Origin of the sequence: Cryobacterium sp. SO2 (genome assembly GCF_026151165.2) — a bacterium.
Lineage (GTDB): Bacteria > Actinomycetota > Actinomycetes > Actinomycetales > Microbacteriaceae > Cryobacterium.
Map to the genome: position 1 here is coordinate 4,045,063 of NZ_CP117849.1, position 24,992 is coordinate 4,070,054.

Here is a 24,992-nt window from a genome sequence, read left to right on the forward strand (position 1 = left end):
CCACTCCGCGACCGACCGGTGCAAAAGTCCTCGCCGTTACGTGGCCGGCCGGCTTCGAGGGCTACTGCACGAGGATCTGCACCGGGAATTCATACTCGATGCTGCCGTCTTTCGCGTTGTTGTCGTAGGCGACAATGTCGTAGTACCCGCCGGCCAAGTCGGTAGGCAGTGTCACCGTGGCGGTGAAGTCGGACTCCTCTGTGCCGCTCTCGGCGGTCACCGCCTGCGTGAGGAGCACGTCCCCGGCGGCGTCACGCAGGTCGATGCTGAACTGCGCCTCGAACACCAGCGCCCGCCCGGTCACGGCGATCTGTCCGCCGGGAGCAGCGGTGTCCCCGCACACCGGGGTCACGATGATGATCGGTGGCCGCTCCGACGTGACGGTGACGTCCCGCTCGACCACGTTGATGGGCGTGCCGTCCTGAGCGCTGAGTTCATAGGCCCGCAGGGTGGCCGGTTCATCGCTGTCCGGTGGCACGAACGCGACGTCGGTCTGCCAGCTGCCCGGGGTGCTGGAGCCCGGGGTGGTCATGATGTTGCGCACACAGAGGATGTCGCCGGACTCCGTGAGCATCTCCACGGTGAGCGCCGCCTCGAAGGTGTTCGCGATGCCGCTGGCGGTCACGGGCACTGTCACCCTGGCATCCGCGATGGGACTGTCGATGGTGATCACCGGGCCGGCGGAGGTCGACGGCGTACTCGATGCGCCGGTGTCCGACGGCGACGCGCTCGAGGTGGGCGACGGCGTGGGCGTCGGGCCGGGGGCGCAGGCGGCGAGCGAACCGACCAGCGCCAGGGCGCAGAGCCGGGACGAGAGCCGTGCCCCGCGTTGCTTTCGCATGCTGTTCACCGTGGGCCTCCTCTGGCTGACGCTGGGATTGTAGCTCCGGAGCGACCCGGCTGCTGCCCCCGGGGCGGGCGGCCAACGCCAACGGCACAGTCGGGCCCGTAGGATGTGGAGGTGAGCTACGGGGTCGGAAACGGGGTGCGGCGGGGCCGGTACGTGCGTGCGGTGATCGCCGTCTGCGTCGTTCTGCTGCTGCTCTTCGCCGCCCTGGGCGCGGCGATCGGGTCGCTCAATCGCGACGTGTACAGCGCGGGGGGCTTCGTGCGCCAGTACCTCGAGGCGCTGGCCGACCACGACACCCACACCGCGCTCGCTCTGCCCGGCGCCGAACCCACCGATGCCGCGCTCGAGGCCGCCGGACTGCCCCAGGACCTGCCGACGACGCTGCTGCGGTCGTCGGTGCTCGGCTCGATCACCGACATCGATCTGGTCAGCGACGAGGCCAGCTCCCCCGCTGCCGCCGAAGGCCAGAAGAGCCAGCGCACCGTCGTCTACGACTTCCGGTTGGACGGCGCGAAGACGTCGATGGAGTTCACCGTGAAGCGCGCCGGCACCGTGGCCGGCATCTTCACCACCTGGGCGTTCGCGACCAGCCCGCTCGCGGTGCTGCAGGTCACTGTGCTGCACGAGGCCCACTTCACGATCAACGGCCTCACCCTCGACACCCGCGCCCAGGCCGCCGCCGACGCGCCGGTGTCGTTCTCGAACCAGGGCGCGTACCTCGCGTTCGCCCCGGCGGTCTACGACATCTCGCACAACACCGCGCTGCTCACCGCACCGGCGCAGAGCGTGCCCGTGGTCACATCCGGTGCCACGGATGTGACGGTGGAGGCGGTGCCGAACACCGTGTTCACCAGTCAGGTGCAGGACAAGCTCAATGAGTTCCTCGACGAGTGCACCACCCAGCAGGTGCTGCAGCCGTCCAACTGCCCCTTCGGCATCGAGATCGACAACCGGGTCAAGTCAGCACCGGTCTGGTCCATCGCGGACTACCCGGAGGTCGCGCTCACCGGCGGGGAGAGCTCCTTCGACATGCCGGCCACCACCGGCCAGGCGCACATCGTGGTCGACGTGCAGTCGCTCTTCGACGGTGACCTGAGCACCCGCGACGAAGACGTGCCCTTCTCGGTCGGGATCAGCGTCACGATCCAGCCCGACGGCTCCCTGGCCATCCAGCTGCGCTAACCAGTCGGTCGGGGACCGGCTACCGGTCGTGCGCGGCCAACCGGGCGAGTCTGGCGTTGTAATCGTTGAGCTCGGCCTCGCCGGTGCGGTCGGCGTTACGGTCGCGCCGCTTGGTTTCCTTCTCGTCGCTGCGTCCCCACTGGATGGCCACGATGATGGCCAGCGCGATGGTGGGGATCTCGCCGACGCTCCAGGCGATACCGCCGCCGGCCTGCTGGTCGGCGAGGGCGCTCACCCCCCAGTCGCGGCCCATGGCCCCGTACCAGTCGGCCAGCAGCAGTCCGGTACCCGTCATCAGCGCCAGACCGAAGAACGCGTGGAACGCCATGGTGCCCAGCAGCAACAGCAGCCGGAAGGTGTACGGCAGGCGGTACGGCACCGGGTCGATGCCGATGAGGGACTGCACGAACAGGTACCCGGTGATCAGGAAGTGCACGATCATCCACTGGTGGCCGATGTGGTCGGTCGTCGCCCAGCTGAACAGCGAGGTGTAGTAGAACACCCAGAGCGACCCGGCGAAGAGCACAGCGGCCACGAGCGGGTTCGAGATCACGCCGGCGAACTTCGAGTGCACGGCCAGCAGGATCCACTCGCGCGGGCCCCGGCTGCCGTCGCGGCGCATCCGGATGGCGCGGGCCGCGAGCGTGACCGGCGCGCCGGGTACCAGCAACACCGGAACGAGCATCGTGAGCGCCATGTGGGCGAGCATGTGCGTGGAGAAGAGGTACTTCTCGTATACGTTCACGCCGCCGTTGGTGATGTAGAACAGGGTGACCAGACCGGCCACCCAGAGGATGGTGCGGTGCAGCGGCCACTTGTCGCCGCGGCGGCGCAGCCGCACGACGCCGGCCAGGTAGAAGAAGATGCCGAACGCGCAGAACAGTACCCAGGCGAGGTCGAAGTTCCACTCGGTGAAGTAGCGGGCGACCGTGAGCTCGGGCGGCAGCACCTCGCCCGTGAGGATCTGGGCGGGCGTGGCCGCCGGGATCGCCGTGGTGACCACCTGGGCCACCGGGGTGGCCGTGCGGGCCAGGGCCGCGGCCACACCGGACGCGATGCCCATGAAGGCGATCTCGCCCACGACGAGCCACCAGAAGAAGGTGTCGGCGGTTCCGGTCGTGGTGCGCATCCGGTTGATCAGGTAGCGGCGCTGCAGCACACCGAAGCCGCCGAGCACGAGCAGTACGGCTACCTTCACCAGCACCAGCAGGCCGTAGCCGGTGAGCAGGTTGTCCCAGCTGCCGATGCGCAGCTCGGCGCTGACGTAGCCGGAGGCGGCGACCACGACAAAACTGACCAGGGCGAGGGTGGAATACCGGCCGATGACCTCGCGGAGCCGGTTCGGCGACAGCTGCTTGTGCAGCAGGATCACGGTGAGCAGGCCGCCCAGCCAGACGGCCGCGAAGACCAGGTGCAGGCCCAGGGCGGTGATGGCGGCGTCGTGGCCCTCTGCGCCGGCTGAGTGGCCCTGCTGGGCCATCGGCAGCAGGGCGAGCAGTGCGAGGACGGTGACGAAGACCAACGCGGTCTGATTGCGCACGGCGAAGCAGAGCACGGTGACAGCGGCGGCGATCAGGGTGGTGGTGAGCCACGCCTGGCCGATTTCGATCTGGCTGAAGAACTGGCCGACGGTGGCGCTGAACTGGTCGTTGAAGCTCACCGTGACGTTGGTCACCTGCAGGAAGGTGAGGAACCCGGTGATCGCGGAGGCGATGGTGAGGAACGCGGCCGAGGCGGCAGCCAGGTCGATGGCGGTGCTGAATTCGCGTTCCTTCGGGCTCAGCGCGAAGCAGGTGAGCACGAGTGCGCCGATGGTGCCGGCCGCGCCCAGGTTGACCAGGAGCTTGGCCACCGGGAGGCCCCAGCGCACGACGGCGCCCGGGTCGGCGAGCAGCTGGGCATCCGCGCCGCCGCCGTAGGCCAGGCCCGCCAGCGTCGCCAGAATCGCGGCCAGCAGCAGGGCTGCCGGCCCGATGATACGAACGTAACGGGGCACCAACCCAGCTTAACCGGAGGCGGAAGGCGAAATCCGCCGGTTCGGCGCCCGGCGCCACGAGTGCGCGGGTTAACGAGTGGTGGGCGCCGACCGAAGTCGACGCCCACCTGTACTACGAGACCTGCAACCTACTTGGCAGCGGCCTTGAGCTTGCTACCAGCGGTCAGCTTGACGCGGTGGCCGGCTGCGATGGCGATCTCTTCGCCGGTCTGCGGGTTGCGGCCGGTGCGAGCAGCGGTTGCGGTGCGCTCGACGCCGAGCCATCCCGGGATGGTGACCTTGCCGTCGTTCGCAACGGTGTCGGCGAGGGTTGCAAAGAAAGCGTTCAGAACGCCGTCGACGGCAGCCTGGCTCTGGCCAGAGTCTGCGGCAACCTTGGCAACGAGCTCGGTCTTGTTCAGCGACTTGTCAGCCATTGAGTGTCCTCCTCGGACCTTCGTCTGTAAAAACAGGTATTCAGGTGAAGCGGGCGCGCTGTGAAAGCGCCTCCGTTGGTCGGTTCGACCGCGTTGAATCTAGCATTGATCCGCGGGATTCCGCGGATTTACGGCGTTTCGGGCCGCTTTGCACAGCGGATTGGGTGTGTTTATGCTGTGCGCGAACTGTGCGCCCCCCTCATGCGGGGTTGTCGGTGCCGCGGGCGAATCGGCGGCGGGCACACAACAGGGGATGAACGACCGAAGTCATTCATCCCCTGTGGATGCGTCGCAGATCGTTTACACGATCAGCAGCTGGTTACCAGCTGGACTTGGTGATGCCGGGCAGCTCGCCGCGGTGCGCCATGTCGCGGAAACGAACGCGCGAGATGCCGAACTTGGAGAGGTGGCCACGGGGACGACCGTCAACCGCGTCGCGGTTGCGCAGGCGAACCGGCGAGGCGTTGCGGGGCAGCTTCTGGAGGCCCTTGCGAGCCTCTTCACGGGACTCGTCGGTGCCGGCCGGGTCGACAAGAGCCTTCTTCAGCTCGAGGCGCTTCGCGGCGTAACGCTCAACGATGACCTTGCGCTGGTTGTTCTTGGCAATCATGCTCTTCTTCGCCATTTTTAGCGCTCCTCACGGAAGTCAACGTGCTTGCGCACTACGGGGTCGTACTTCTTGAGCACGAGTCGGTCGGGGTTGTTGCGACGGTTCTTCTTGGTCACGTAGGTGTAACCGGTTCCTGCCGTCGAACGCAGCTTGATGATCGGACGTACGTCCTGAGCCTTAGCCATTAGATTTTCTCCCCACGTGCGAGCAGGTCCTTGACGACCGACTCGATACCGCGAGCATCAATAACCTTGATGCCCTTTGCCGAGAGGGTCAACGTGACGTTGCGGCGAAGCGACGGCACGAAGTACTTCTTGGTCTGCACGTTCGGGTCGAAGCGACGCTTGGTGCGTCGGTGCGAGTGCGAAATGTTGTGTCCAAAGCCGGGAACGGCTCCGGTCACCTGGCAGGTTGCTGCCATGGTTTTCCTCCAATACCGAAGGGCGATTGCCCTTCCCAAGATCTCTTGTCGGCCAATCCATGTTGGATTCCACCCGGAATCGACCGGTCGAAACTCACGTTTCGCCAGGCTGATTCGATGGGAAGAAAAGACACGAACAAGCAATGCACGCACAGATATGCGCAGCAGCTGCCCAGCCTACGGGGTTGGGCGGGTTGACGCAAGCGCGGTGCAGGCCGCGCACAGGCCGAAAATGTCGATCACATGGGCGGCTTCGCTGAAGCCGTGCTTGGCGGCTTCCTGGGTGGCCCAGTTCTCGATCGCGGCGACCTCGATCTCCACCGTGAGCCCGCAGTTGCGGCAGATCAGGTGATGGTGGTGCTCCGTGGTGCTGCACGCCCGGTACAGGCTCTCGCCGTCGGGCGATTGCAGTGAATCCGCGTCACCCTCCAGCGCCAGGTCGGCGAGCGCGCGGTACACCGTGGCCAGGCCGATCGGAGAGCCGCTGGTGTGCAGGGCGGAGTGCAGCCCCTGGGCGCTGACGAACCCCTCGGCGCGGCTGAGCTCGGTGCGCACGGCCTCTCGCTGCCAGGTGTTTCGCTTCATGATTCCAACCGTAGCCCCGCCCGGGCGGACGCGTGAACCCCCGGCGCCCTGCTCCGGAGCGAACTTACGCCGAGCGCGATGAGGAAGCAGGCGGCCGCGGTGAGGGCGATGGCGGGACCGGCCGCCACGTCGAGCGATCTGGACAACAGCACCCCGACGACCCCGGACCCGGCGCCGATGAGGGGGGCCAGTAGCGCGATGCGGCCGGCGGTGCGCACCAGGAGCCGGGCGGCGGCGGCGGGAGCGGCGATCAGCGCGATCGCCAGGATCGCGCCGACGGCCGGCATCGCGGTGACCACGGTGGCGGTGATCAGCACGAGGGTGAGGAGCTCGATGGGCCAGTCCCGGTAGCCGGCCGCGCGGAACCCGGTGCGGTCGAAGGTGGAGAACAGGATTTCCTTGCCCAGGAACACGGCGACAAGCACCGCGACGGCCAGAGCCGCTGCGGCCAGGAGCACGTCACCGTCGGTGACCGTGAGGATCGAGCCGACCAGGTAGGACTCCACGTGCACGGGCAGGGTCGGGTTGAGGGCCTGCAGCAGCACACCGAGCGCGAATCCGGCGGTGAGCATGATGCCGGAGGCCACCTGGCTGCCCTGCCGGCGGACCCGGCCGAGCATGGTCATCACGGCCACGATCAGGGCGCTGGCGACGGCCGCGCCGAGCGGGATGCTGACCCCGAGCAGCGCAGCGGCCACGGCACCGGGGAAGGTGGCGTGAGTGAGCGCCTGGGCGAAGAACGTGCGCCGGCGCAACAGCACGAGGGTGCCGACCAGCCCGCTGAGCGCGCCGATCACAACGGCGGCGAGCAGGGCCTTCTCGAAGTAGCCCATCAGCGGGTCACCGTCCCCGGCTGCGGCTCGGGGCGGGCTGTGGCCGGCGCGGGGCGGCGCATCCGGTCGACCGCGACCCTGCCGAGGAGCACAAGCAGGTAGCCGGCGACAAGCACGAGCACGACGGTGGCGCCGCTGGGCAGGTCGATGCCGGCCGTGACGGAGGCTTCGAAGCCGAGCGTCAGGCCCAGCCACGCGCACAGCGCCGCGAACCCGGCGGCCAGCGGGAAGAGCAGCCAGAGCCGCACCGTGAGCAGCCGGGCGACGGCGCCGGGCACGATGAGCACGGCGAGCACAAGAAGGTTGCCGACGGCGCTGGAGGCCGCCACCACGACGAGGGCGATGGCCACGTTGAGAACCAGATCCAGCAGCAGCGTGCGATAGCCGACCGCGGCCACCGCGGTGCGGTCGAAAGCCCGGAAGACCTGCTGCTTGAGGGTGAGGCCCACCAGCAGCAGGGCGATGGCGCAGATCGATAGGGTCTGCGTCACCTCGGCGTCGGTCACGGTGAGCAGGCGGCCGAAGAGGAGCTGGTCCAGCTGGCCGGCATAGTCGGTCTGGCGGGAGACGACCAGGATGCCGACGCTGAACATGGCCGTGAAGACGATCGCGATTGCGGCGTCCCCCGACACGGCGCGGCGGGTGATCAGGGTGAGCACGACGGCGGCGAGCACCGCGGCGATCATGGCGCCCACGAAGAGGCCGTCCCGGCCGCCCCAGACGAAGCCGATCGCGATGCCGGGGAAGACCGAGTGGGTGAGGCCGTCGCTGATGAATTCCAGGCTGCGCAGGTTGACGAGCACGCCGACCACACCGGCGACGAGGCTGAGGGCCAACAGCACCACGAGCGCTCGCTCCATGAACGGCAGGTCGAGCATGGCGCTCATTCAGTGGCCTTCGTGGCCGGGGATGACGAGGGTGTGCTGGTCCATTTCGACGCCGACCTCGTGGAAGGTGCGCTGGACGTTGTCGAGGGTGAGCACAATAGCGCGCGGGCCGAAGGCCACCTGGCTGCCGTTCAGCAACAGCACCCGCTCGCAGACCGCCCTGGCCAGTTCGAGGTCGTGGGTGGAGACGAGCACGGCCACGCCGTCTGCCTTGAGCCGTTCCACGGTGCCGACGAGGGCATCACGGTTGGACTGATCGAGGCCGTTGAAGGGTTCGTCGAGCAGCAGCAGCCGCGGACCGCCGGCCACGGCCCTGGCGAGCAGGCCACGCTGCTGTTGGCCGCCGGAGAGCTGCCCGAACCGGGTTTTGGCCAGGTGTCCGAGGCCCACGGTCTCCAGCGCGTCGGCGACCGCCCTGCGGTCCTTCTTGCCGGGCAGCCGTAGCCAGCCGAGCTGGCGATAGCGGCCCATCATGACGACCTGCTCGAGGCTCACCGGGAACTCGGGGTCGAGCTCGTCGGTCTGCGGCACGTAGCCGATGCTGCCGGCCGGAGCCTGGGCCTGGCCGAGCACCTCGACGGTTCCCTCGGTGCGGTGGATCAGACCCAGGATGCCCTTGAGCAGGGTCGACTTCCCCGAGCCGTTCGGGCCGATCAGCGCGACGGCCTCACCGGCGTGGAGATCGAAGTCCAGGCCGGTGAGGGCGGGGGTCTGGGCGTACGCGAACGAGGCCCCGGAGACTCGGAGGGCGAGCGGTGCGGGCATCCGCTGCTGAGAAGGGTTCTCGTTCACGATTCAACTATTGCAGGTCGGCGGGCACGGCGGTGGGCGTCACGCCCCAGGACTCCAGGATCAGGCGCACATTGTGCAGCTGGGAGGCGATGTAGGTGGCGCCGTCGCTGTCGGCCGGGCCGAGCGAGTCGCCGTAGAGGGCGTCGTCTCCGGAGTAGACCGTGACCCCGGCCTCCTCGGCGATGGTGTCCGCGGCCTTGGGGTTGATCGACGCCTCGGAGAAGACGGCCTTGACGCCAGTGGCCCTGATCGCGGCCACGAGGGTGTCGATCTCCGCCGCGCTCGGTTCGGCATTGTCGTCGAAGCTGGGGATGACGCTGCCCACGTAGGTGATGCCGTAGGCGGCGGTGAAGTAGCCGAAGGCGTCGTGGTTGCTCACGAGCAGGCGTTCCTCGGCCGGTACAGCGTCGATGTTCTCGTGGATCCAGCCGTCTAGGTCGGCGAGCCTGGCGACGTAGCCGGTCTCGTTGGACTCGAAGTCGGCGGCATGTGCGGAGCTGGCGCCGGCCAGGCCGTCGGCGATCGTGGCGGCCATGGCCTCGGCGTTGCTCACGTCGGTCCAGATGTGCGGGTTGCCTCCGGCGTGGTCGTGCTCGGCGTCGTCCGCGGCCTCGGTGTCGCCGTCTTCCTCGTGACCGGCCTCGCCGTCCAGGATCGTGATGCCCTCGTCGGAGTCGATGGTGACGCCGTCGAAGCCGGACGCCGTGATCGCGTCGTCGAGCCATTCCTCCAGGCCGACGCCGTTGATCACGAGCACGTCGGCGGCGCCGAGAGCAGTGAGGTCGGCGACCGACGGGTCGTAGCTGTGCGCGCTCTGGTTGGGCTGGATTAGCTGAGTGACCGTGACGCCGGCGGTGTCGCCGACGATGTTGCGGGTGAGTTCGGCGATCTGCGTGGTCGTTGCGACGACCTTGAGGTCGGTGTCCGATCCTGCCGAGGCATTGGTGGCGGTCGTCGAGCATCCTGCCAGCACAAGGGCAGCCGAGGCGGCCAGGGCGGGGAGGAGGAGTCTGGTGTTCTTCACCTGTGGAACGCTACGCCTATTGATAATGATTGTCAAAACCATTAGAGCGGGGTGGCGGGGGCTCAGAGTTGACGCAAGTAACGCTCGGGGGCATCGAGGAAACTTGCCCAATTGGTGACCAGGTCGAGGTCCCGCCAGGCCATCTCGCGCAGCCCCCACTCACCCACCTCGAGGATCCGGGCACCGGGAAGCGCGGCGAGCAGTGGCGAGTGGGTCGACATGATCACCTGCGAACCGCCCGCGGCGAGCAGGGCTTTGAGATGGCCGAGTAGCGCCAGACAGCCCGAGAACGAGAGGGCGGACTCCGGCTCGTCGAGCACCCACAGCCCCCGGCCCCTGAACCTGTCCACGGCGAGCTCGAGGAACGATTCCCCGTGCGAGATCTCGTGGAAGCGCGGCTCCTCCGGCCCGGACTGGCGGGGATTCTCTTCGAGATAGGTGAAGAAGCCGTGCATGGTCTCGGCGCGCAGGAAGTAACCACGCCGGGTGCTCCCCGCGGTACGCACCAGTCGCAGGTGGTCGTGCAACGGGGATTCGCTCACCCGGGAGGAGTTGCGCGCTCCGGTGGAGCCCCCCTCCGGCGAGAGGCCCCAGGCCAGGGCGATCGCCTCGACGAGGGTGGACTTGCCGGCGCCGTTCTCGCCGACGAAGACCGTGGCGGCCCCCAGGTTCAGGCCGGTCTCGAGCAGCTGGGTGACCGGCGGCAGGGTGGCCGGCCAGCTGTTCCTGGGCAGTGGATGCTGTGGGTCCTCCTCGACCCGGCGCAGGGGCGTGCTCTCGAAAGCCATGCCCCCCATCCTCCCCCGCAGGCCCCCGATACGCCCGCATCCGCCCGGAACTGCCCGCAGGCAGTCGCCGACTTGCGCCAAATCGCCCCTTCCGCGCCGCCCAGAGGGCGTTTTGCGGCAAGTCGGCGAAGGGTCCGCCGCCGACATCGGGCAATACTCCCCTTCAGAGGGCGCGAAGGGGGTTTTGCGGCAAGTCGCGGAGGATGCGCCCGCCGTCTACTCTGATGCCATGAGAGCACGCACCGGGAAGGGCACCGCACCGTCCGCCGGCAGCCTGCCCAGCCCGGCCCGCTCCGGACGGATCGCCCGGGCGGGCCGGGGCAGCCGGTCCGCCCGGTTGGTGCCGTCGGCCTCTTCCCAGTCGGCTTCTTCCCAGTCGGCCCCCGCACAACCGTCCCCCGAACAGTCGGTGCCGGTGGCGATGCTGCGCCCGTGGCGCCTCGACGACGCGGCCGGCCTGCAGGCGGCCTTCACCGTGAGCGGCGACCTGGCCGCCCAATTCGGCGCTATCGAGCTGTCCACCATCGCCCGCTGCCAGAGCTTCATCGCCGACAACCTCGCACCCGCCACGGTCTCGCGGCAGAACTTCGCGATCAGCATCGACGGCGTCGCCGTGGGCAATGTCGGGATCGGCAGCATGGAGCACCGGCACGGCACCGGCTGGGTCTACTACTGGGTCTCGGCCGAGGCCAGAGGCCGGGGCCTGGCCACGCTCGCGCTCGCGTCGATCGCGGACTGGGCCTTCACCGAGCAGGGGCTGCACCGGCTCGAGCTCGGGCACCGCACCAACAATCCCGCCTCGTGCCGGGTCGCCGCCAAGGCCGGTTTCGTCTTCGAGGGCATCGAGCGGCAGAAGCTGAAGTACGGTAGCGAGCGGTTCGACGTGGAAACCCACGCCAGGCTGCGCACGGATGCGCCTCCCCCGGTCCGCCCCCTGCCGCTTGTCACCTTCTAGGCCGGCCTGCCCGCCATGCCCCCGCGCGCTGTCGTTCCGCCCGAGCTGATCGGCCGGCTGCGCGCGGCTGGGTGCGTCTTTGCCGAGGATGAGGCCAAGCTCCTCCTGGAGGCCGCCGACACACCGGCCGACCTGGAGCGATTGCTGGCCATGCGGATCAGCGGCCTGCCGCTTGAGCAGGTCCTCGGCTGGGCGGAGTTCTGCGGGCTGCGCATCGTGGTGCGCCCAGGAGTGTTCGTACCGCGCCGTCGCACGCGGCTCCTCGTGCAGGAGGCAGCCCGCGTGGCACACCCGAACAGTCTGGTCCTCGACGTCTGTTGTGGTTCCGGCGCCGTGGGCACCGCCCTGCTCGCCGCCGAACCATCGTTGAGACTGTTCGCCATCGACATCGATCCGGCGGCCACCGCTTGCGCTCGCCTGAATGTGAGCCCGCGGGGCGGCGAGGTGCTCACCGGCGACCTGTTCGACCCGCTCCCGGCCGAACTCCGCGGCCAGGTCGACCTCGTTGTGGCCAACGCGCCATACGTGCCCACCGAGGCCATCGAGCGGATGCCCCCTGAGGCACGGCTGCACGAAGCCCGGGTGGCTCTGGACGGCGGCACCGACGGTCTCAAGGTGCAGAGCCGGATCGCAGCGGCGGCGCCCGAGTGGCTGGCGCCCGGCGGGCGCCTGATCGTGGAGACCAGTGCCGCCCAGTCACCGCACACCGCGGAACTCTTCACCCGGCACGGCCTACGACCCCGGATTCGCCGGTCGGCAGCCCTGGACGCCACCGTCGTGATCGGCACGGCGCCCGCCTGAGGCGCCGGCGGCAAGAATGCCGAGCGCAGGTGGGAGCCAACCGAGTCCTCGGGGTCAGAGACCCGGTGTGAGGGCCGCCATGGTGCTCTGCACCAGGGCCAGAACCGTGGCCTCGTCGACCGGGTCGTAGAGCAGCTGGCCGGCCAGCCCGGCGGCGAACGCAAGCACCGCCCTGGCCAGGTTCTCGCCGTCGACCTCGGGGTGCAGTTCGCCCTCGTGCCGGGCCCGGCCGGCCAGCCGCGCCAGGTTGCCGCGCACTTCGGCATCCCAGCCCGCCAAGGAGTGGGCCACCTCTGGGTCGAACGGCGCCCGGTCCGAGACCGCGACACTGACCAGGCATGCACTGCGGCGGGCGTCGTCGAGCGGCAGAGTGGCCATGACAAGCTCCACCAGCCAGGCGCGCAGGGTAGGCCGGCCGGGGTCGACGCTCACCTGCAACGCTATGGTCGCCTGCGCGTAGGACAGCGTCGCCCGAATCAGGGCGTCCTTGGTGGGAAAGGTCTTTTGCACCGCGCCAAGCGACCAGCCCGACTCGGCGGCCACCGAGCGGAAGGTCACGGCCGGCAGCCCCCCGGCGGTGACCAGGCGAAGCGCGGCCGCCGCGAGTTCGCCCGTGCGGTCCATGGTGCCCTCCTTTTGTGGGTGTCCGTGATGCTCGACAAAACCAGAATACAGTCGTATTCTCTGAATACAAGCGTATTCACCGTGCCGTCCGTCGTCGGATGCCCGAATCTCAGGAGGAACCCCGTGTCCAGCCGCCCGATCACCAGCCAACATCCGATCACCGTTGTGACTCTGACCACCGTCGCACTCATCTTGATGCTCGGGATCGGCGGCACGGTGATCTATCTGGCAGAGCTTCCGCTGGATTCGCCGGTGTCACTGGTCTATGCACCGGTCACCATTGGCCTGGTGATCTGGGCGTGCGTGACCCGGCGGTGGGGGATCCTCGGCTTCGGGCGGCCCCGGGTGCGCGGTGCCCGGGCGGCGTGGCGGCTGGTGCTGCTGCCGATGCTCGCGGTGTTCATTCTGGTGCTGGTTTCCACCAGCGGCGCGGTGGACCAGACGGCGGGGGCCTGGTTCGGAATGATCGGCTTCGTCGTGCTGGTGGCGTTCGTGGAGGAGACCCTGTTCCGGGCGGTGTTCCTCCGGCTGCTGGCCCCCACGGGGACCCGCACGGCCGTGCTCGTCTCAACCGGCGCATTCGCCCTGGCGCATGCCGTGAACCTGCTCGGCGGCCAGGACCTGCCCAGCACGCTCGCCCAGATCGGCTTTGCGGCGGCGTTCGGTCTCTTCGCGGCCTGCGCGTTCCTCCGCACCGGCAGCCTTTGGCCCGTGCTGGCCTTCCACGCCCTGTTCGACCTCGCGCAGCTCAGCAGCGTGCACCAGACGCCGCCCGCGGTGGATGCCGTCATGACCGTGATCCTGCTGGGCGGGGCGGTGTGGCTGTGGACGGGCATCCGGCGGAGTGCTGCAGCGGAGACCCGGACCGCCGACCGGAGCACACCGCTGGGAGCACTGCTGCCCGTTCGGTGACCCTCGTCCACCGCGTCGCCAGCGGGACCGCGTCACCCGTGACGCTTTTCACGCACCTCTCAGCGTCACTGCACTTCGTGTTGCTGGATGCGCCCGCTCTGGCTGGTGCAGTGGGCCATACGAGGTGCAGTGAACGTTCCGCGGCTACTCGAGGAGCAGCGCCGGCTCTTCGATAATGCTGGCCACGTCGGCCAGGAACCGGCTGGCGACGTCGCCGTCGACCACCCGGTGGTCGAAGCTGGCGCCGATGGTGGTGACGAAGCGTGGGCGCACCTCGCCGTCGACCACCCAGGGCTTCTGCTTGATGGTGCCCAGCGCCACGATGCCGGCCTCGCCGGCGTTGAGGATCGGGGTGCCGGTGTCCATACCGAAGACACCAATGTTGGTGATGGTGATGGTGCCGTTGGACATCTCGGCCGGGCTGGTCTTGCCATCGCGGGCCGTGATGGTGAGCTTCTCCAGGGCACCGGCCAGCTCGAGCAGGCTCATGTCCTGGGCTTCCTTGATGTTCGGCACGATCAGGCCGCGCGGGGTGGCCGCGGCGATGCCGAGGTTCACGTAGTGCTTGATCACGATCTCCTCGTCGGTGAAGACCGAGTTGACGGTGGGGTTGCGGCGCACGGCCCAGATCATGGCCTTGGCCATGATGAGCAGCGGCGACACCTTGACGCCGGCGAAGTCGGTGGAGACCTTGAGCCGCTTGACGAACTCCATGGTGCGGGTGGCGTCCACGTCGACGAACAGGCTCACGTGCGGCGCCGTGAAGGCGCTGCGCACCATGGTCTGGGCGATCACCTTGCGCACCCCCTTGACGGGGATGTGCTCTTCGCGGTCGGTCGGCCACTCCGGGGTCTGGATGTTGCGGAACACGCTCGCCTGGGTGGCCTCGCGCAGCACGTCTTCGCGGGTGACGTCGCCGAACCGGCCGGTCGCCTCCACTTGGCTGAGGTCGACGCCGAGGTCCTTGGCGAGCTTGCGGATCGGCGGCTTGGTGATCACCGGGCCGGAGCGGAGAACGGGTGCCGGTGTGCCGGCGGGCTTGGCGGATGCGGCCGGTGCGGCCACGGGGCGAGCCGGCGGGGCGGTTCGGGCCGGGCCGGTCGCGGCGGTGTTGGTGCGCGGCCCTGAGGCGGCGGGGCCGCTCTGCGGCGGCGCGGTGGGCGCCGACGCGATGGCTTCATGGGCGGCGGCGGGCACGACGTGCCGGCGACGGCGGGTGGGCATCGAGGCTGCGGCGCCGCGCCCCACGAGGACGGCGGGCGACTCCTCGGCGGGCTCCTGGGAGATGGTGCCGCCGGCGTCCTGGGCGGCGGCCGCGAGGTCGTCGTCTGCCGGGGCCGCGGCATCCGGTGCGGGCGCGTCGGCGTCGTCATCGATGGCGCCGGCCTCGGAGAGAATCGTGATGATGACGGTGCCCACGTCGACCGTGGTGCCGGACTCGACGAGGATCTCGCCGACCACGCCGACGTAGGGCGAGGGCAGCTCGACGAGCGACTTGGCCGTCTCAATCTCGACGAGCACCTGGTTGATCGAGATGGTGTCGCCCGGGGCGACCTTCCACTCGACGATTTCGGCCTCGGTCAGGCCCTCGCCCACGTCGGGGAGGGTGAATCGGGAGACGCTCATGGGGTGCCTTTCCGGCAGGGGGACGGTTAGTAGGCCAGGGCCCGGTCGACGGCTTCGAGCACGCGGTCGGGGCTGGGCAGGAAGTGGGTTTCCACTGCGGCGGGCGGGAATGGGGTGTCGAAGCCGGACACCCGCAGCACGGGCGCCTCGAGCGAGTAGAACGCCCGCTCGGTGACGGTCGCGGCGATCTCGGAGCCGACGCTGACGAAGCCGGCGGCCTCCTGCGCGACCACGAGCCGGCCGGTCTTGTGCACGGAGTCGAGGATCGGCCCGTAGTCGATCGGGGAAATCGAGCGCAGGTCGATGACCTCGAGGCTGATGCCCTCGGCGGCGGCGAGCTCCGCGGCCTGCAGCAGCACGCTCACCATGGCGCCGTGGCCGACGACGGTGACACTCGTGCCGGTGCGCACCACCTTGCTGGCGTGCAGCGGGATACCGGCCGCGGTGAAGTCCACCTCGCCCTTGGGCCAGTAGCGGCTCTTCGGTTCGAAGAAGATCACCGGATCGTTCGAGGCGATGGCCTCGCGCATCATCCAGTAGGCGTCGTGCGGGTTCGACGGGCTCACCACGCGCAGACCGGGGGTGTGCGCGAAGTACGCCTCCGGGCTCTCCTGGTGGTGTTCGATCGAGCCGATGTGGCCGCCGTAAGGGATCCGCACGACGACGGGCATGGTGACGCCGCCCTCGTGCCGGTTGCGCATGCGGGCCAGTTGGCTGGTGATCTGGTCGAAGCCGGGGAAGACGAAGCCGTCGAACTGGATCTCGCAGACCGGGCGGTAGCCGCGCATGGCCAGGCCGATGGCCGTGCCGATGATGCCGGATTCGGCCAGCGGGGTGTCGAGCACCCGCTTCTCGCCGAACTCGGCGTGCAGGCCCTCCGTGACGCGGAAGACGCCGCCGAGCGGGCCGATGTCCTCGCCCATCATGAGCACCTTGGGGTCGTCGAGCATCGCCTGGCGCAGCCCCGCGTTCAGGGCCTTGGCCATCGGCAGGTTCGCGGTGGTGGGCGCCGGGGCGCTCGTGGTGGTGGTTTCCGGCGTGCTCATCAGGAGTCGCTCCCGTCGAACGAGGTTTCGTAGGCGTCGAGCCAGTTCTTCTGCTCCACCACCAGCGGATGCGGTTCGGCGTAGACGTTGTCGAAGATCACGTCCCAGGTGGGCGAGGTGATCTCCAGGGCGCGGCGGCGCACATCCGCGGCGTGGTCTGCGGCTTCTTCGTCGACGGAGTCGAGGAACTCTTGCTCGACTCCGAGGCCTTCGAGGTAGCTGCGGAAGCGCACGATCGGGTCGCGGGCCACCCAGTAGGCGAGTTCTTCGGGGTCGCGGTACTTGGTGGGGTCGTCGGCGGTGGTGTGCGCGCCGACCCGGTAGGTGAGCGCCTCGATCAGCGACGGGCCGTGCCCGGCGCGGGCGTCGTCCATGGCCTTGGCGGTCACGGCGTAGCTGGCGAGCACGTCGTTGCCGTCGACCTGGATGCCGGGCATGCCGAAGCCGCCGGCGCGCAGGTAGAGCGGCGAGCGGGACTGGCGGGACACCGGCACCGAAATGGCCCAGTGGTTGTTCTGCATGAAGAACACCTGCGGGGTCTGGTAGCTGGCCGCGAAGACCAGGGCCTCGTTGGCGTCGCCCTGCGAGGAGGCGCCGTCGCCGTAATAGACGATCACGGCCTGGTCGGTCTCCGGGTTGCCGGTCGCCGTGGCGCCGTCAAGCTGCATACCCATGGCGTAGCCGGTGGCGTGCAGGGTCTGGGAGGCGAGCACCAGCGTGTAGAGGTGGAAGTTGCCGTGCTCTTCCGGCGTCCAGCCACCGAGGGTGACGCCGCGCAGCATCCGCAGGATGTCGACCATGTCGAGCCCGCGGATCATGCCGACGACGTGCTCCCGGTAGGAGGGGAAGACGTGGTCCTGCGTCCGGGTGGCGTAGGCGGAGCCGACCTGGGCGGCCTCCTGGCCGTGGCTGGGCACCCAGAGGGCGAGCTGGCCCTGGCGCTGCAGGTTCGCCGCCTCGGTGTCGAACTTCCGCACGACGACCATGTCGCGGTAGAACTTGCGGTAGTCGGCCTCGGTGAGGCGGTCGAAGTACGGCAGGAACTCTTCCGCCGATTCGGACGGAGCGAAGGTACCGTCCGTGGCGAGGAGCTGCACGGTAGGCGAGGCGATGGTGCGCACTGGTGCGTCGTTCGAGGTCACTGGCACCGTACTAACCTAGCCGCCGGGCCGGATGCCCCGTTGGTAGTTCCTGAACAATCTCAGCGCCGATGCGCAGGAGCGTGGCCACAGATTCCTCCTCGCCAATTGAGACCCGGATGCCCTCCGGGTGGAAGGGCCGGACGACGAGTCCGGCATCGGTGAAACGTTCGGTGGTCGCCGCGGTCGCCTCGCCCAGCGGCAGCCAGACGAAGTTGGCCTGCGACGGCGGGATGTTCAGTCCGGCGGTGATGAGGGAGTCGCGGATGCCGTCGCGGCGTTCCGCGATGACGCCGACTCTGGCCAGCAGCTCGGGTTCGGCGTCGAGCGAGGCCAGGGCCGCAGCGGAGGCCTGCCCGGTGACCGAGAGCGGGATCGCCGTGGCGCGAGCGGCGTCGAGGATGCCGACGGGACCCAGGGCGTAGCCGACCCGCAGCCCGGCGAGGCCGTAGGCCTTGGAGAAGGTGCGCAGCACGACGAGGTTGGGGTACCGGTCGAGCAGCGTCGGGCCGTTCACGGCGGCCGGGTCGCTGACGAATTCGGCGTAGGCCTCGTCGAGGATCACGAGCAGGTCGGTGGGGACCTGCTCCATGAAGGCGGCGAATTCCTCGGCCGTGACGATCACGCCGGTGGGGTTGTTGGGGCTGCAGACGATGACGACACGGGTGCGCGGGCTGATCCGTGCGGCCATCGCGGGCAGGTCGTGGCCGTGGTCGGCGCGGTTCGGGGTGGTGACGCTCGTGGCGCCGGAGACTGTGACCAGGCTCGGGTAGGCCTCGAAGGAGCGCCAGGAGTAGAGCACCTCGTCGCCGGGGCCCGCCGCGGCGAGGATCAGCTGGGCCAGCAGGGCCACCGATCCGGCGCCGATGTGCACCTCGTCGGCGGACAGGCCGAACCGGGAGGCGAGGCGTTCACGGAGGGCGAGGGCGGACGCATCCGGGTACCGGTTGAACGCCGAGACCGCGTTGACGGCGTCGACGACGCCGGGCAGCGGGTCGAACGGGTTCTCGTTGCTGGAGAGTTTGAAGGCGGACGCGCTGGCTGCCTTGCCCTGCCGGTACGCCGGCAGCGCAACGATCTCAGGGCGCAGGCGGACTGATGGCTGGTCAGAAGGGCTCACTCCGCGAGTCTACGCCGCGACATATTCGAGATGCCGCATGCTCTTCGGGTATATGCCGCGCCGGAAACCCCCAGCGTCGGCACCCCGGATGCCATAGTGGACGCATGGGTAGCTTCCTCGTCAAACTGATCGTCAATGCCGCCGCCCTCTGGGTGACGACACTCATAGTGGCCGGGGTGCGGGTCGAGCCGTATGCGCCGGACACCGTGGCCGTCGTGCTGACCTATCTGTTGATCTCGCTCATCTTCGGGTTCGTCAACGGGTTCGTCGGCGGCTTCGTGCGGATCGTCGCCTTCCCGCTTTATGTGCTCACGCTCGGGTTGTTGTCGTTCATCGTGAACGGGTTGCTCCTCTTGCTGGTGGCCTGGGTCTCCGGCCTGCTCGGCTTCGGCCTGGTGATCGACGGCTTCTGGTGGGGTGTGCTCGGCGCATTCGTGCTGGGGATCTTCAGCTGGCTGTTCGGCCTGCTCGTGCGGCCGCTGAACAACTCCAGCTCCTAGGCCGGCCGGGCGATACGTTCGGTCAGTCGGGCCGTTCGATCAGTCCACCCTTTCGGCGTGCCAGAGGCTCTGTTCGCCGGGCGCCTTGCCAACGATCTCCCCCAGCTGGGCGCGGAACTCCGCCAGCCGGGGCTCCGGCGAGGCATCGACGATCCCGGCAGTGTCGCGGTAGCCGACCAACTGGTGGGCGGGCAGCGTCTCGTCCAGCGGCACGTCCCGGCCGGCGAAGAGTTCCCGCCGCACGTAGAGGCGCTGGTCCTCCTCCGATGTGCCGCCGAGCGCGGGAACGATGTCCTCCTCGTGTTCGATCGCGATGGCCGGGAGCCCGTCCGGTAGGGCCAGGCCGGTCTCCGGCGCTCCGAAGGTCACCATCCCCACGGCGGTGATATCGCCGCGGGAGACCAGCTGGTTGGCGATCAGCCCGCCCTGCGAGTGCGCGACGGGCACGACAGGGTCGCCAGGTTGCACGCCGGCGGCGTGCAGAGCCTGCAGCACCGCGCGGTACGAGCCGGCTTCCTGGTCCGCCACCGCCGCGACGTTGGAGGTCATGTCCCACGGTTCGGTTGAGGCGGCCGGCGCCCATTCCACGGTGCCGCCGATGTACACGACCCATCGCGGATGCTCGGCGTCACCGTACCGTTCGATGCGCACCTGGGCACCGTCCTCCTCGGTGGGGATGCGGTCGGCGAGGTCGGCGAAGCCGGTGGGCGGCTTCGGCGCCGCCAGGGTGGCCGTCGATTCGCCGCCGGGCCCAGACTGCACACCGCCGGCGGCGGGGGCGGCAACCGGGGCGGGAGATGATCCCGCCAGGCGCACCCGCACCGGCGTCTCGCGCAGCAGACCGGCCGCCCGGGCCGCCACGAGCAGGCCGAACGCCGAGGATGCCGCCCCGAGCACCCCGGCGCCGTCATCGCCCAGCGCCGCGGCCACCGGGTAGGGCACGCCCACCCGGCCCAGTGCCACCTCGTCGGCCGACGAGACCAGCACCCGGACCAGCCGCACCGTCGCCGGGTCGCTGAGCAGCCGGGGGTTGTCCCGCAGCCAGTCGGCGACGCCGGGCGGCAGCACTTCGCCCGGTCGGCCCTGCAAAGCGTTCCAGGTGAGGGAGCCGACCGCCGCGTAGGCCAGGGGCCCCGCCAACGACACGGCTATGAGTGGCGCGAACATGGCCAGTTGCCCGGCCGTGTAGCCGAGCCAGGCGCCCATCCCGCTCAGCAGGGTGTCGAGGCCGGCCTCGAGGCGACCATACTGTTCGGCCGCCTCGGCGAGACTGTCGGCCAGCTGCCGACTCTCGCCGGCCACCCCGTGGATCGCCACCCAGGCGCCCAGCACGCAGGCACCGAGGTCGCTGGGTCGCCACTGCAGTGAGGACCCCAGCCCCAAGGACTGCACCCGCCCGATCCGCACCTCCCAGTCCTCGGCATCCCCCTGAACCCGGCGCAGGGTGGCCATCTCGGCGAACACGGTGTCGGTGGCGACCATGGTGCTGCCGCCGCCGGAGATCGTCAGATCCCGGTAGCCCTCGTCGGGCGTGACATCGTTCCCGGCGGAGCTCACCGGGCCACCTTCACCTGTTCGATGTCCCGGTCCACGGCCGAGAGGGCGTCCTCCAACGCCCGCCAGGCTGTCTGCAGGTCACCGGCCAGGCCGGCGAGGCTGTCCGCATAGGCGCGCTGCGCCGTCGACCGCCAGCCGGCTCCCGTCCCCTGGCCGGCGATCCGGCGGCCCGTCGCCTCGACCTCGTCGCGCACGAGTCCCAGCAGCCAGCGTTGCTCGCGCAGCCGTGCGAGCGCGACGGCGGCAGCCTCGCCGTCCGACGGGAAGTTTCCGTCCCAGGGATCCATCGCGTCTCCTTTTCGGTCCAGTTCTTCGGTCCAGCCCTCCAGCCCAGCTCTCCAGTCCAGACTGTGTCGCCCATACTGTGCCAGCCTGGGTGACGCCGCACGACGACCGCGCGGTTCGGGAGAAGTCGCCTCGACGGGCAGATGTGGAGGAGGGGAATGTGGAACACAATGGACACATGAATTTCGCGGCGCTCAGTCCAGATGAGTCGACGCCATTTCGGATCATTTTCGTCTGCACCGGCAACATCTGCCGGTCGCCCATGGCCGAGGTGATGTTGCGCGACCTCGTCACGCGCTCCGGACTGGGCCGGCTGATCACCACGAGCTCCGCGGGCACCGGCGACTGGCACGTCGGCGAACAGGCCGACACCCGCACGATCGCCGCCCTGGCCAAGCGCGGCTACGACGGCAGCCACCACCGGGCCAGGCAATTCGATGCCGCCTGGTTCGACGACCTCGACCTCGTGGTGGTGCTCGACCGCTCGCAGGAACGCATCCTGCGCAACTGGGCGCCCACCGAACGCGACCGCAACAAGGTGCGCCTGCTGCTCAGCTTCGACAGGGACCAGGCCATCCTGCGGGACGTGCCGGACCCCTACTATTCCGACGATGCGCTGTTTGACTCGGTTTTAGGCATGATTGAGAGAGCCAATTTTGCGCTCTTCGCGCAACTCGCACCCGCAATCAGACAGGGAGTCCGATGAGTCCTCTACCCCCGCAGGTCCTCAGTCCACTCGACGGCCGCTACCAGGCCGCCGTCACCGAACTGGGCGAGCACCTGTCAGAGGCCGGACTCAACCGGGCACGGGTCAAGGTCGAGGTGGAGTGGTTGATCACCCTCACCGACCGCAGCCTGTTCGGATCCGCCCCGCTCAGCGCCGACCAGAAGAGTGGCCTCAGGGCCCTGGTCACCGATTTCGGCCAGGCCGAGATCGACGAACTGGCCGCCCTGGAGGCCGTCACCCGGCACGACGTGAAGGCCGTGGAGTACCTCGTGCGCCGCCGTCTCGTGCCGCTCGGACTGGAGTCGATCAGCGAGCTCACCCACTTCGCCGCCACCAGCGAGGACATCAACAATCTCGCCTACGCGCTCACGGTCTCCGAGGCCGTCCGCGAGGTCTGGCTGCCCAAGCTGCGCACCCTCGTCGGTGCCCTCCGCGCACTGTCCACCGACTACCGGGCCGATGCCATGCTGGCCCGCACGCACGGCCAGCCTGCCACGCCCACCACCATGGGCAAGGAGCTGGCGGTGTTCGTCTACAGGCTGGAGCGCATCCAGAAGCAGATCGAGGCCAACGAGTACCTCGGCAAGTTCAGCGGTGCCACCGGCACTTTCGCCGCGCACGTCGCCGCGGACCCGACCGTGGACTGGCCCGCGGTGTCCCGCGAGTTCGTGGAGGGACTCGGCCTGGGCTGGAACCCGCTGACCACCCAGATCGAGTCGCACGACTGGCAGGCCGAGCTGTACGGCAAGGTGTCGCACGCCAACCGAGTGCTGCACAACCTCGCTACCGACATCTGGACCTACATCTCCATCGGCTACTTCCGCCAGGTGCCCCAGGCCGGGGCCACCGGGTCGTCGACCATGCCGCACAAGATCAACCCGATCCGGTTCGAGAACGCCGAGGCCAACCTGGAGCTCTCCAGCGCCCTGCTGGATTCGCTGGCGGCCACCCTCGTCACCTCCCGGCTGCAGCGGGACCTCACCGACTCCACCACCCAGCGCAACATCGGCGTCGGCTTCGGCCACTCGCTGCTCGCGCTGGACAACCTGGTGCGGGGCCTGGGCGAAATCGACCTGGATCGCGAGCTGCTCGCGCACGACCTGGACACCAACTGGGAGATCCTCGGCGAGGCCATCCAGACCGTCATCCGCGCTGAGGTCAGCGCCGGCCGCTCCACCATCGCCGACCCGTACGCGCTGCTGAAGGAGCTCACCCGCGGCAAGCGCATCAACCGCGCCGATCTGGTGGCCTTCGTGCAGGACCTGGAGATCGGCGACGCCGCCAAGGCGCGCCTGCTCGAGCTGACGCCGGGCGGCTACGTCGGCCTGGCCGACCCGCTGGTGGACTACCTGGGCTGAGAGCCCCGTCGCCGGGCACCCGGGAGCGTCAGCTCCCGGGTTGCCACCGGCGCGCTCGCGCGCCGGCCCACCACGACACCGCGCTGCTGCCGCGGGTCAGTGGCCCTTGGCCTCGCCGCTCTGGTTCTGCTCGTCGAGGTCGCTCTTCTCGGCCGCTGTGGGCTTCATGCCCAGGGCGAGCATCGCGATGACGACGAGGGCGATGATGAAGGTGATCCCGAGGGCGATCGAAGACAGCGCCCAGTTGCGGGTGGCCAGCAAGATGGTCAGGCCCACGAAGAGGCCCATCGCGCCGGAGATTGCGACGAGCTCGACAGGCTTGAGGATCTCGGACCTGGTGGGCTTGTGCGGAGTGTTCTGGGTCACGGGGTGTCCGAATCTGTGGAGGAGGAAGCCAGGCCGCGTCGCGCATCCACGCCGGCGATGGCGAGGTAGACGCCGACGATCGCCAGGTAGGCGCCGAGCAGCCCCACCGAGACCACGGCGTGCGGCGGGAGGAGCAGGAACGTGAGTGCGAGGACCGCGGTGAAAATGCCCACGATGAGCAGGTCGCGGGCGACCTGGTTGCGCGCGGTGCGATCGCGGGCACGCAGCCGGATGCCCGCGAACAGCTCGAGCATGCCGGTGACGGCCGCCCACACCGAGACGAGGTAGAGGAAGAAGCCCAGACCGCCGGCGTTCAGGAGGAGGGCGAGGACACCGGCGACAACGCCGACGACGCCCTGCAGCACGAAGAGGGTGCGGTCCCTGGCGTCTCGCACCGTGAGCCAGCTGAGCCCGGCGATGACCAGCCCGCTGACCAGGGCGAAGGCGCCGAAGACAAGCAGGCCGAACTGCGCGGAGTGGTTGGCGTTGAACGTGATCAGGGCCGCGGGCACCAGCGCCACGACGGCGCGCGCCACGGGAACGGTCCAGAACCGGGTGCCGATGACGGCTGCTGCCGGGGCATGCGCCACGCGGGCACCTCTTTCGTCGCAGGGAGTGCTTCCAGTCTACGCGGCGGCTCCGGCCCATCCGCTGCGCGGGGCGTGTCGGCCGGGCACCTGCCCGTTGCGGGGAGGGAGGCCGGGGACTACGGTCGGGCAGGTTAGGGGGTCTCCATGGGTGAGGCAGGTACACCGGTCAGGTCGGCAGTCGCGGGAGCGGGTGACCCTCTGGCCGCGCTGAGCGATCTGTGCGCGGGGTCACCGGATGCGGTGCCCGCCTACCTCGGCGCCCACTCGGGGCTGCCGGGACCGCGGGCCAACCTGCCCCTCGCCGATGCGTTCGCGGCCACAGCCCCGGTCGCACTGATCTGGAGCCTGGCGGAATCGCCGGACGAGTTCCTGGCCTTCTGCGGCACAGAGGGACTTGGGCGGTTGGTTCTGGATCCCGCCGAGCGTACGTCCGCCCTCGCGGCACTCCGCCGGGCGGCCGGCGACGAACGGTGGCGGGTGCGGGAGGGCGCCGCCCGCGCCCTGCAGCTGGTCGGGGATGTCGATCCGGCCCTGCTACACCGCGTGGTCGACGAGTGGTCCGCTGTGCCGGATGCCTGGCTGGCTCGGGCCGGCGTCGCCGCGATCTGCGAGCCGCGCCTGCTGCACACCGAGGGCGCCCAGACGCTGGCCCTGCGCGTCTGCGATGCTGCGACCGCGCTGCTGCTGAGCGGCGGTGAGATCGTGCAGGATCCGGCCCGCGCGAAGGAGGCGCACCGGGTGTTGCGCCAGGCCCTCGGTTACGGCTGGAGCGTGGCGATCGCCGCGAGCCCGGAGGCCGGCCTGGCCGCGTTCCGGGTGCTGGCGGCCTCTGACGACCCCGACGCCCGGTGGATTGTGCGGTCGAACCTCACCAAGGCGCGGTTGCGCTCGGTGCTCGCCGAACACAACCTCTGGGGCGTCCTCGGCTGATCCCGCCCGAGTGCTCGCGACTTGCCGCAAAGCGCCCCTTCACGGCTCGTGAGGGGGCGCTTTGCGGCAAGT

30 protein-coding genes are annotated in these 24,992 nt (G+C 69.4%); 9 read left to right on the forward strand and 21 right to left on the reverse strand.

Annotation, left to right across the window (positions count from 1 at the left end):
• Positions 1–61 precede the first annotated feature (61 nt).
• Entirely contained in the window at positions 62–625 is a 564-nt protein-coding gene (locus BJQ94_RS19115; RefSeq protein ID WP_265399770.1) for a Gmad2 immunoglobulin-like domain-containing protein, read from the reverse strand.
• Between BJQ94_RS19115 and BJQ94_RS19120 the strand changes: the two genes are divergently transcribed.
• A complete protein-coding gene (locus BJQ94_RS19120) occupies positions 609–884 on the forward strand; it encodes a hypothetical protein (protein ID WP_265399771.1) in 276 nt (91 codons plus the stop codon). The two genes, BJQ94_RS19115 and BJQ94_RS19120, sit on opposite strands and share 17 nt — an antisense overlap.
• Positions 885–961: 77 nt before the next feature.
• Entirely contained in the window at positions 962–2,032 is a 1,071-nt protein-coding gene (locus tag BJQ94_RS19125) for a hypothetical protein (protein WP_265399772.1), read from the forward strand.
• Positions 2,033–2,051: 19 nt separating this feature from the next.
• Here the strand turns inward: BJQ94_RS19125 and BJQ94_RS19130 are convergent, their stop codons facing one another.
• The 11 genes from BJQ94_RS19130 to BJQ94_RS19180 all read right to left on the reverse strand — a co-directional run bounded on the left by BJQ94_RS19130 (position 2,052) and on the right by BJQ94_RS19180 (position 10,384).
• Positions 2,052–4,028 carry a cytochrome c oxidase assembly protein gene (locus BJQ94_RS19130; RefSeq protein ID WP_265399773.1) on the reverse strand — a complete coding sequence of 659 codons (1,977 nt, stop codon included), beginning with the start codon at positions 4,026–4,028 and terminating at the stop codon, positions 2,052–2,054.
• A gap of 128 nt (positions 4,029–4,156) precedes the next feature.
• Complete coding sequence (locus tag BJQ94_RS19135) at positions 4,157–4,444, reverse strand: HU family DNA-binding protein (RefSeq protein WP_066598601.1); 288 nt, start codon at positions 4,442–4,444, stop codon at positions 4,157–4,159.
• Between the two features lie 319 nt (positions 4,445–4,763).
• Complete coding sequence (gene rpsN, locus BJQ94_RS19140; protein WP_035835254.1) at positions 4,764–5,069, reverse strand: 30S ribosomal protein S14; 306 nt, start codon at positions 5,067–5,069, stop codon at positions 4,764–4,766.
• Between the two features lie 2 nt (positions 5,070–5,071).
• A complete protein-coding gene (gene rpmG, locus BJQ94_RS19145) occupies positions 5,072–5,239 on the reverse strand; it encodes a 50S ribosomal protein L33 (RefSeq protein WP_066598602.1) in 168 nt (55 codons plus the stop codon).
• Positions 5,239–5,475: a 50S ribosomal protein L28 gene (gene rpmB, locus BJQ94_RS19150; protein ID WP_066598603.1), complete on the reverse strand. Its 237-nt coding sequence runs from the start codon at positions 5,473–5,475 to the stop codon at positions 5,239–5,241. The genes rpmG and rpmB overlap by 1 nt, the downstream gene beginning before the upstream one ends.
• A 177-nt stretch (positions 5,476–5,652) precedes the next feature.
• Positions 5,653–6,063: a transcriptional repressor gene (locus BJQ94_RS19155; RefSeq protein WP_265399810.1), complete on the reverse strand. Its 411-nt coding sequence runs from the start codon at positions 6,061–6,063 to the stop codon at positions 5,653–5,655.
• Entirely contained in the window at positions 6,057–6,893 is an 837-nt protein-coding gene (locus tag BJQ94_RS19160; RefSeq protein WP_265399774.1) for a metal ABC transporter permease, read from the reverse strand. The genes BJQ94_RS19155 and BJQ94_RS19160 overlap by 7 nt, the downstream gene beginning before the upstream one ends.
• The gene (locus BJQ94_RS19165; protein WP_265399775.1) at positions 6,893–7,780 is read right to left on the reverse strand and encodes a metal ABC transporter permease; all 888 of its coding nucleotides are present in this window, start codon (positions 7,778–7,780) and stop codon (positions 6,893–6,895) included. The genes BJQ94_RS19160 and BJQ94_RS19165 overlap by 1 nt, the downstream gene beginning before the upstream one ends.
• Positions 7,781–8,572: a metal ABC transporter ATP-binding protein gene (locus BJQ94_RS19170; RefSeq protein ID WP_265399776.1), complete on the reverse strand. Its 792-nt coding sequence runs from the start codon at positions 8,570–8,572 to the stop codon at positions 7,781–7,783. It lies immediately after the preceding gene.
• Positions 8,573–8,579: 7 nt separating this feature from the next.
• Positions 8,580–9,596 carry a metal ABC transporter substrate-binding protein gene (locus BJQ94_RS19175; RefSeq protein ID WP_265399777.1) on the reverse strand — a complete coding sequence of 339 codons (1,017 nt, stop codon included), beginning with the start codon at positions 9,594–9,596 and terminating at the stop codon, positions 8,580–8,582.
• A gap of 62 nt (positions 9,597–9,658) precedes the next feature.
• Entirely contained in the window at positions 9,659–10,384 is a 726-nt protein-coding gene (locus BJQ94_RS19180) for an ATP-binding cassette domain-containing protein (RefSeq protein ID WP_265399778.1), read from the reverse strand.
• A 229-nt stretch (positions 10,385–10,613) separates the two neighbouring features.
• Between BJQ94_RS19180 and BJQ94_RS19185 the strand changes: the two genes are divergently transcribed.
• Entirely contained in the window at positions 10,614–11,339 is a 726-nt protein-coding gene (locus BJQ94_RS19185; protein WP_265399779.1) for a GNAT family protein, read from the forward strand.
• A 15-nt stretch (positions 11,340–11,354) separates the two neighbouring features.
• Entirely contained in the window at positions 11,355–12,140 is a 786-nt protein-coding gene (locus BJQ94_RS19190) for a putative protein N(5)-glutamine methyltransferase (RefSeq protein WP_265399780.1), read from the forward strand.
• 54 nt (positions 12,141–12,194) lie between these two features.
• On the opposite strand, the gene BJQ94_RS19195 is transcribed toward BJQ94_RS19190, so the two are convergent.
• Positions 12,195–12,764, reverse strand: coding sequence for a TetR/AcrR family transcriptional regulator (locus tag BJQ94_RS19195; RefSeq protein WP_265399781.1), 570 nt, complete (start codon positions 12,762–12,764; stop codon positions 12,195–12,197).
• A 123-nt stretch (positions 12,765–12,887) separates the two neighbouring features.
• Here BJQ94_RS19195 and BJQ94_RS19200 point away from each other — a divergent pair, with 123 nt between their 5' ends.
• Positions 12,888–13,676, forward strand: a complete 789-nt coding sequence (locus tag BJQ94_RS19200; RefSeq protein WP_265399782.1) for a type II CAAX endopeptidase family protein — start codon at positions 12,888–12,890, stop codon at positions 13,674–13,676.
• Between the two features lie 144 nt (positions 13,677–13,820).
• On the opposite strand, the gene BJQ94_RS19205 is transcribed toward BJQ94_RS19200, so the two are convergent.
• From BJQ94_RS19205 to BJQ94_RS19220, 4 genes are read right to left on the reverse strand one after another with little or no spacing between them, the layout of a single operon-like run.
• A complete protein-coding gene (locus BJQ94_RS19205) occupies positions 13,821–15,302 on the reverse strand; it encodes a dihydrolipoamide acetyltransferase family protein (protein WP_265399783.1) in 1,482 nt (493 codons plus the stop codon).
• A gap of 26 nt (positions 15,303–15,328) precedes the next feature.
• Positions 15,329–16,348, reverse strand: a complete 1,020-nt coding sequence (locus tag BJQ94_RS19210) for an alpha-ketoacid dehydrogenase subunit beta (RefSeq protein ID WP_265399784.1) — start codon at positions 16,346–16,348, stop codon at positions 15,329–15,331.
• A complete protein-coding gene (gene pdhA / locus BJQ94_RS19215; RefSeq protein WP_275875528.1) occupies positions 16,348–17,496 on the reverse strand; it encodes a pyruvate dehydrogenase (acetyl-transferring) E1 component subunit alpha in 1,149 nt (382 codons plus the stop codon). Before pdhA ends, BJQ94_RS19210 begins: the two co-directional genes overlap by 1 nt.
• 4 nt (positions 17,497–17,500) lie before the next feature.
• Positions 17,501–18,607 carry a histidinol-phosphate transaminase gene (locus BJQ94_RS19220; protein WP_265399786.1) on the reverse strand — a complete coding sequence of 369 codons (1,107 nt, stop codon included), beginning with the start codon at positions 18,605–18,607 and terminating at the stop codon, positions 17,501–17,503.
• A gap of 104 nt (positions 18,608–18,711) precedes the next feature.
• On the opposite strand from BJQ94_RS19220, the gene BJQ94_RS19225 reads away from it, so the two are divergent.
• Complete coding sequence (locus tag BJQ94_RS19225) at positions 18,712–19,107, forward strand: phage holin family protein (RefSeq protein ID WP_265399787.1); 396 nt, start codon at positions 18,712–18,714, stop codon at positions 19,105–19,107.
• A 39-nt stretch (positions 19,108–19,146) separates the two neighbouring features.
• On the opposite strand, the gene BJQ94_RS19230 is transcribed toward BJQ94_RS19225, so the two are convergent.
• Positions 19,147–20,664: a hypothetical protein gene (locus BJQ94_RS19230; protein ID WP_265399788.1), complete on the reverse strand. Its 1,518-nt coding sequence runs from the start codon at positions 20,662–20,664 to the stop codon at positions 19,147–19,149.
• Positions 20,661–20,951, reverse strand: a complete 291-nt coding sequence (locus tag BJQ94_RS19235; RefSeq protein ID WP_265399789.1) for a hypothetical protein — start codon at positions 20,949–20,951, stop codon at positions 20,661–20,663. Before BJQ94_RS19235 ends, BJQ94_RS19230 begins: the two co-directional genes overlap by 4 nt.
• A 176-nt stretch (positions 20,952–21,127) precedes the next feature.
• Between BJQ94_RS19235 and BJQ94_RS19240 the strand changes: the two genes are divergently transcribed.
• Positions 21,128–21,655: a low molecular weight protein-tyrosine-phosphatase gene (locus tag BJQ94_RS19240; protein ID WP_265399811.1), complete on the forward strand. Its 528-nt coding sequence runs from the start codon at positions 21,128–21,130 to the stop codon at positions 21,653–21,655.
• Positions 21,652–23,034 carry an adenylosuccinate lyase gene (gene purB, locus BJQ94_RS19245; RefSeq protein ID WP_265399790.1) on the forward strand — a complete coding sequence of 461 codons (1,383 nt, stop codon included), beginning with the start codon at positions 21,652–21,654 and terminating at the stop codon, positions 23,032–23,034. Before BJQ94_RS19240 ends, purB begins: the two co-directional genes overlap by 4 nt.
• A gap of 96 nt (positions 23,035–23,130) precedes the next feature.
• Here purB and BJQ94_RS19250 read toward each other — a convergent pair whose 3' ends face one another.
• Positions 23,131–23,400 carry a hypothetical protein gene (locus BJQ94_RS19250; RefSeq protein ID WP_265399791.1) on the reverse strand — a complete coding sequence of 90 codons (270 nt, stop codon included), beginning with the start codon at positions 23,398–23,400 and terminating at the stop codon, positions 23,131–23,133.
• The gene (locus tag BJQ94_RS19255) at positions 23,397–23,990 is read right to left on the reverse strand and encodes a DUF308 domain-containing protein (RefSeq protein ID WP_265399792.1); all 594 of its coding nucleotides are present in this window, start codon (positions 23,988–23,990) and stop codon (positions 23,397–23,399) included. Before BJQ94_RS19255 ends, BJQ94_RS19250 begins: the two co-directional genes overlap by 4 nt.
• Positions 23,991–24,134: 144 nt before the next feature.
• On the opposite strand from BJQ94_RS19255, the gene BJQ94_RS19260 reads away from it, so the two are divergent.
• A complete protein-coding gene (locus tag BJQ94_RS19260; RefSeq protein WP_265399793.1) occupies positions 24,135–24,920 on the forward strand; it encodes a HEAT repeat domain-containing protein in 786 nt (261 codons plus the stop codon).
• The last annotated feature ends 72 nt before the right edge of the window (positions 24,921–24,992 follow it).

Bases quoted from the DNA above. Each gene is read 5' to 3' on its own strand.
- BJQ94_RS19120 (WP_265399771.1), top strand. From the start codon at position 609: ATGCCGCTGGCGGTCACGGGCACTGTCACCCTGGCATCCGCGATGGGA.
- BJQ94_RS19135 (WP_066598601.1), bottom strand. From the start codon at position 4,444: ATGGCTGACAAGTCGCTGAACAAGACCGAGCTCGTTGCCAAGGTTGCC.
- rpsN (WP_035835254.1), bottom strand. From the start codon at position 5,069: ATGGCGAAGAAGAGCATGATTGCCAAGAACAACCAGCGCAAGGTCATC.
- rpmG (WP_066598602.1), bottom strand. From the start codon at position 5,239: ATGGCTAAGGCTCAGGACGTACGTCCGATCATCAAGCTGCGTTCGACG.
- rpmB (WP_066598603.1), bottom strand. From the start codon at position 5,475: ATGGCAGCAACCTGCCAGGTGACCGGAGCCGTTCCCGGCTTTGGACAC.
- BJQ94_RS19160 (WP_265399774.1), bottom strand. From the start codon at position 6,893: ATGGGCTACTTCGAGAAGGCCCTGCTCGCCGCCGTTGTGATCGGCGCG.
- BJQ94_RS19165 (WP_265399775.1), bottom strand. From the start codon at position 7,780: ATGAGCGCCATGCTCGACCTGCCGTTCATGGAGCGAGCGCTCGTGGTG.
- BJQ94_RS19180 (WP_265399778.1), bottom strand. From the start codon at position 10,384: ATGGCTTTCGAGAGCACGCCCCTGCGCCGGGTCGAGGAGGACCCACAG.
- BJQ94_RS19185 (WP_265399779.1), top strand. From the start codon at position 10,614: ATGAGAGCACGCACCGGGAAGGGCACCGCACCGTCCGCCGGCAGCCTG.
- BJQ94_RS19190 (WP_265399780.1), top strand. From the start codon at position 11,355: ATGCCCCCGCGCGCTGTCGTTCCGCCCGAGCTGATCGGCCGGCTGCGC.
- BJQ94_RS19195 (WP_265399781.1), bottom strand. From the start codon at position 12,764: ATGGACCGCACGGGCGAACTCGCGGCGGCCGCGCTTCGCCTGGTCACC.
- BJQ94_RS19205 (WP_265399783.1), bottom strand. From the start codon at position 15,302: ATGAGCGTCTCCCGATTCACCCTCCCCGACGTGGGCGAGGGCCTGACC.
- BJQ94_RS19210 (WP_265399784.1), bottom strand. From the start codon at position 16,348: ATGAGCACGCCGGAAACCACCACCACGAGCGCCCCGGCGCCCACCACC.
- BJQ94_RS19225 (WP_265399787.1), top strand. From the start codon at position 18,712: ATGGGTAGCTTCCTCGTCAAACTGATCGTCAATGCCGCCGCCCTCTGG.
- BJQ94_RS19235 (WP_265399789.1), bottom strand. From the start codon at position 20,951: ATGGATCCCTGGGACGGAAACTTCCCGTCGGACGGCGAGGCTGCCGCC.
- BJQ94_RS19240 (WP_265399811.1), top strand. From the start codon at position 21,128: ATGAATTTCGCGGCGCTCAGTCCAGATGAGTCGACGCCATTTCGGATC.
- purB (WP_265399790.1), top strand. From the start codon at position 21,652: ATGAGTCCTCTACCCCCGCAGGTCCTCAGTCCACTCGACGGCCGCTAC.
- BJQ94_RS19260 (WP_265399793.1), top strand. From the start codon at position 24,135: ATGGGTGAGGCAGGTACACCGGTCAGGTCGGCAGTCGCGGGAGCGGGT.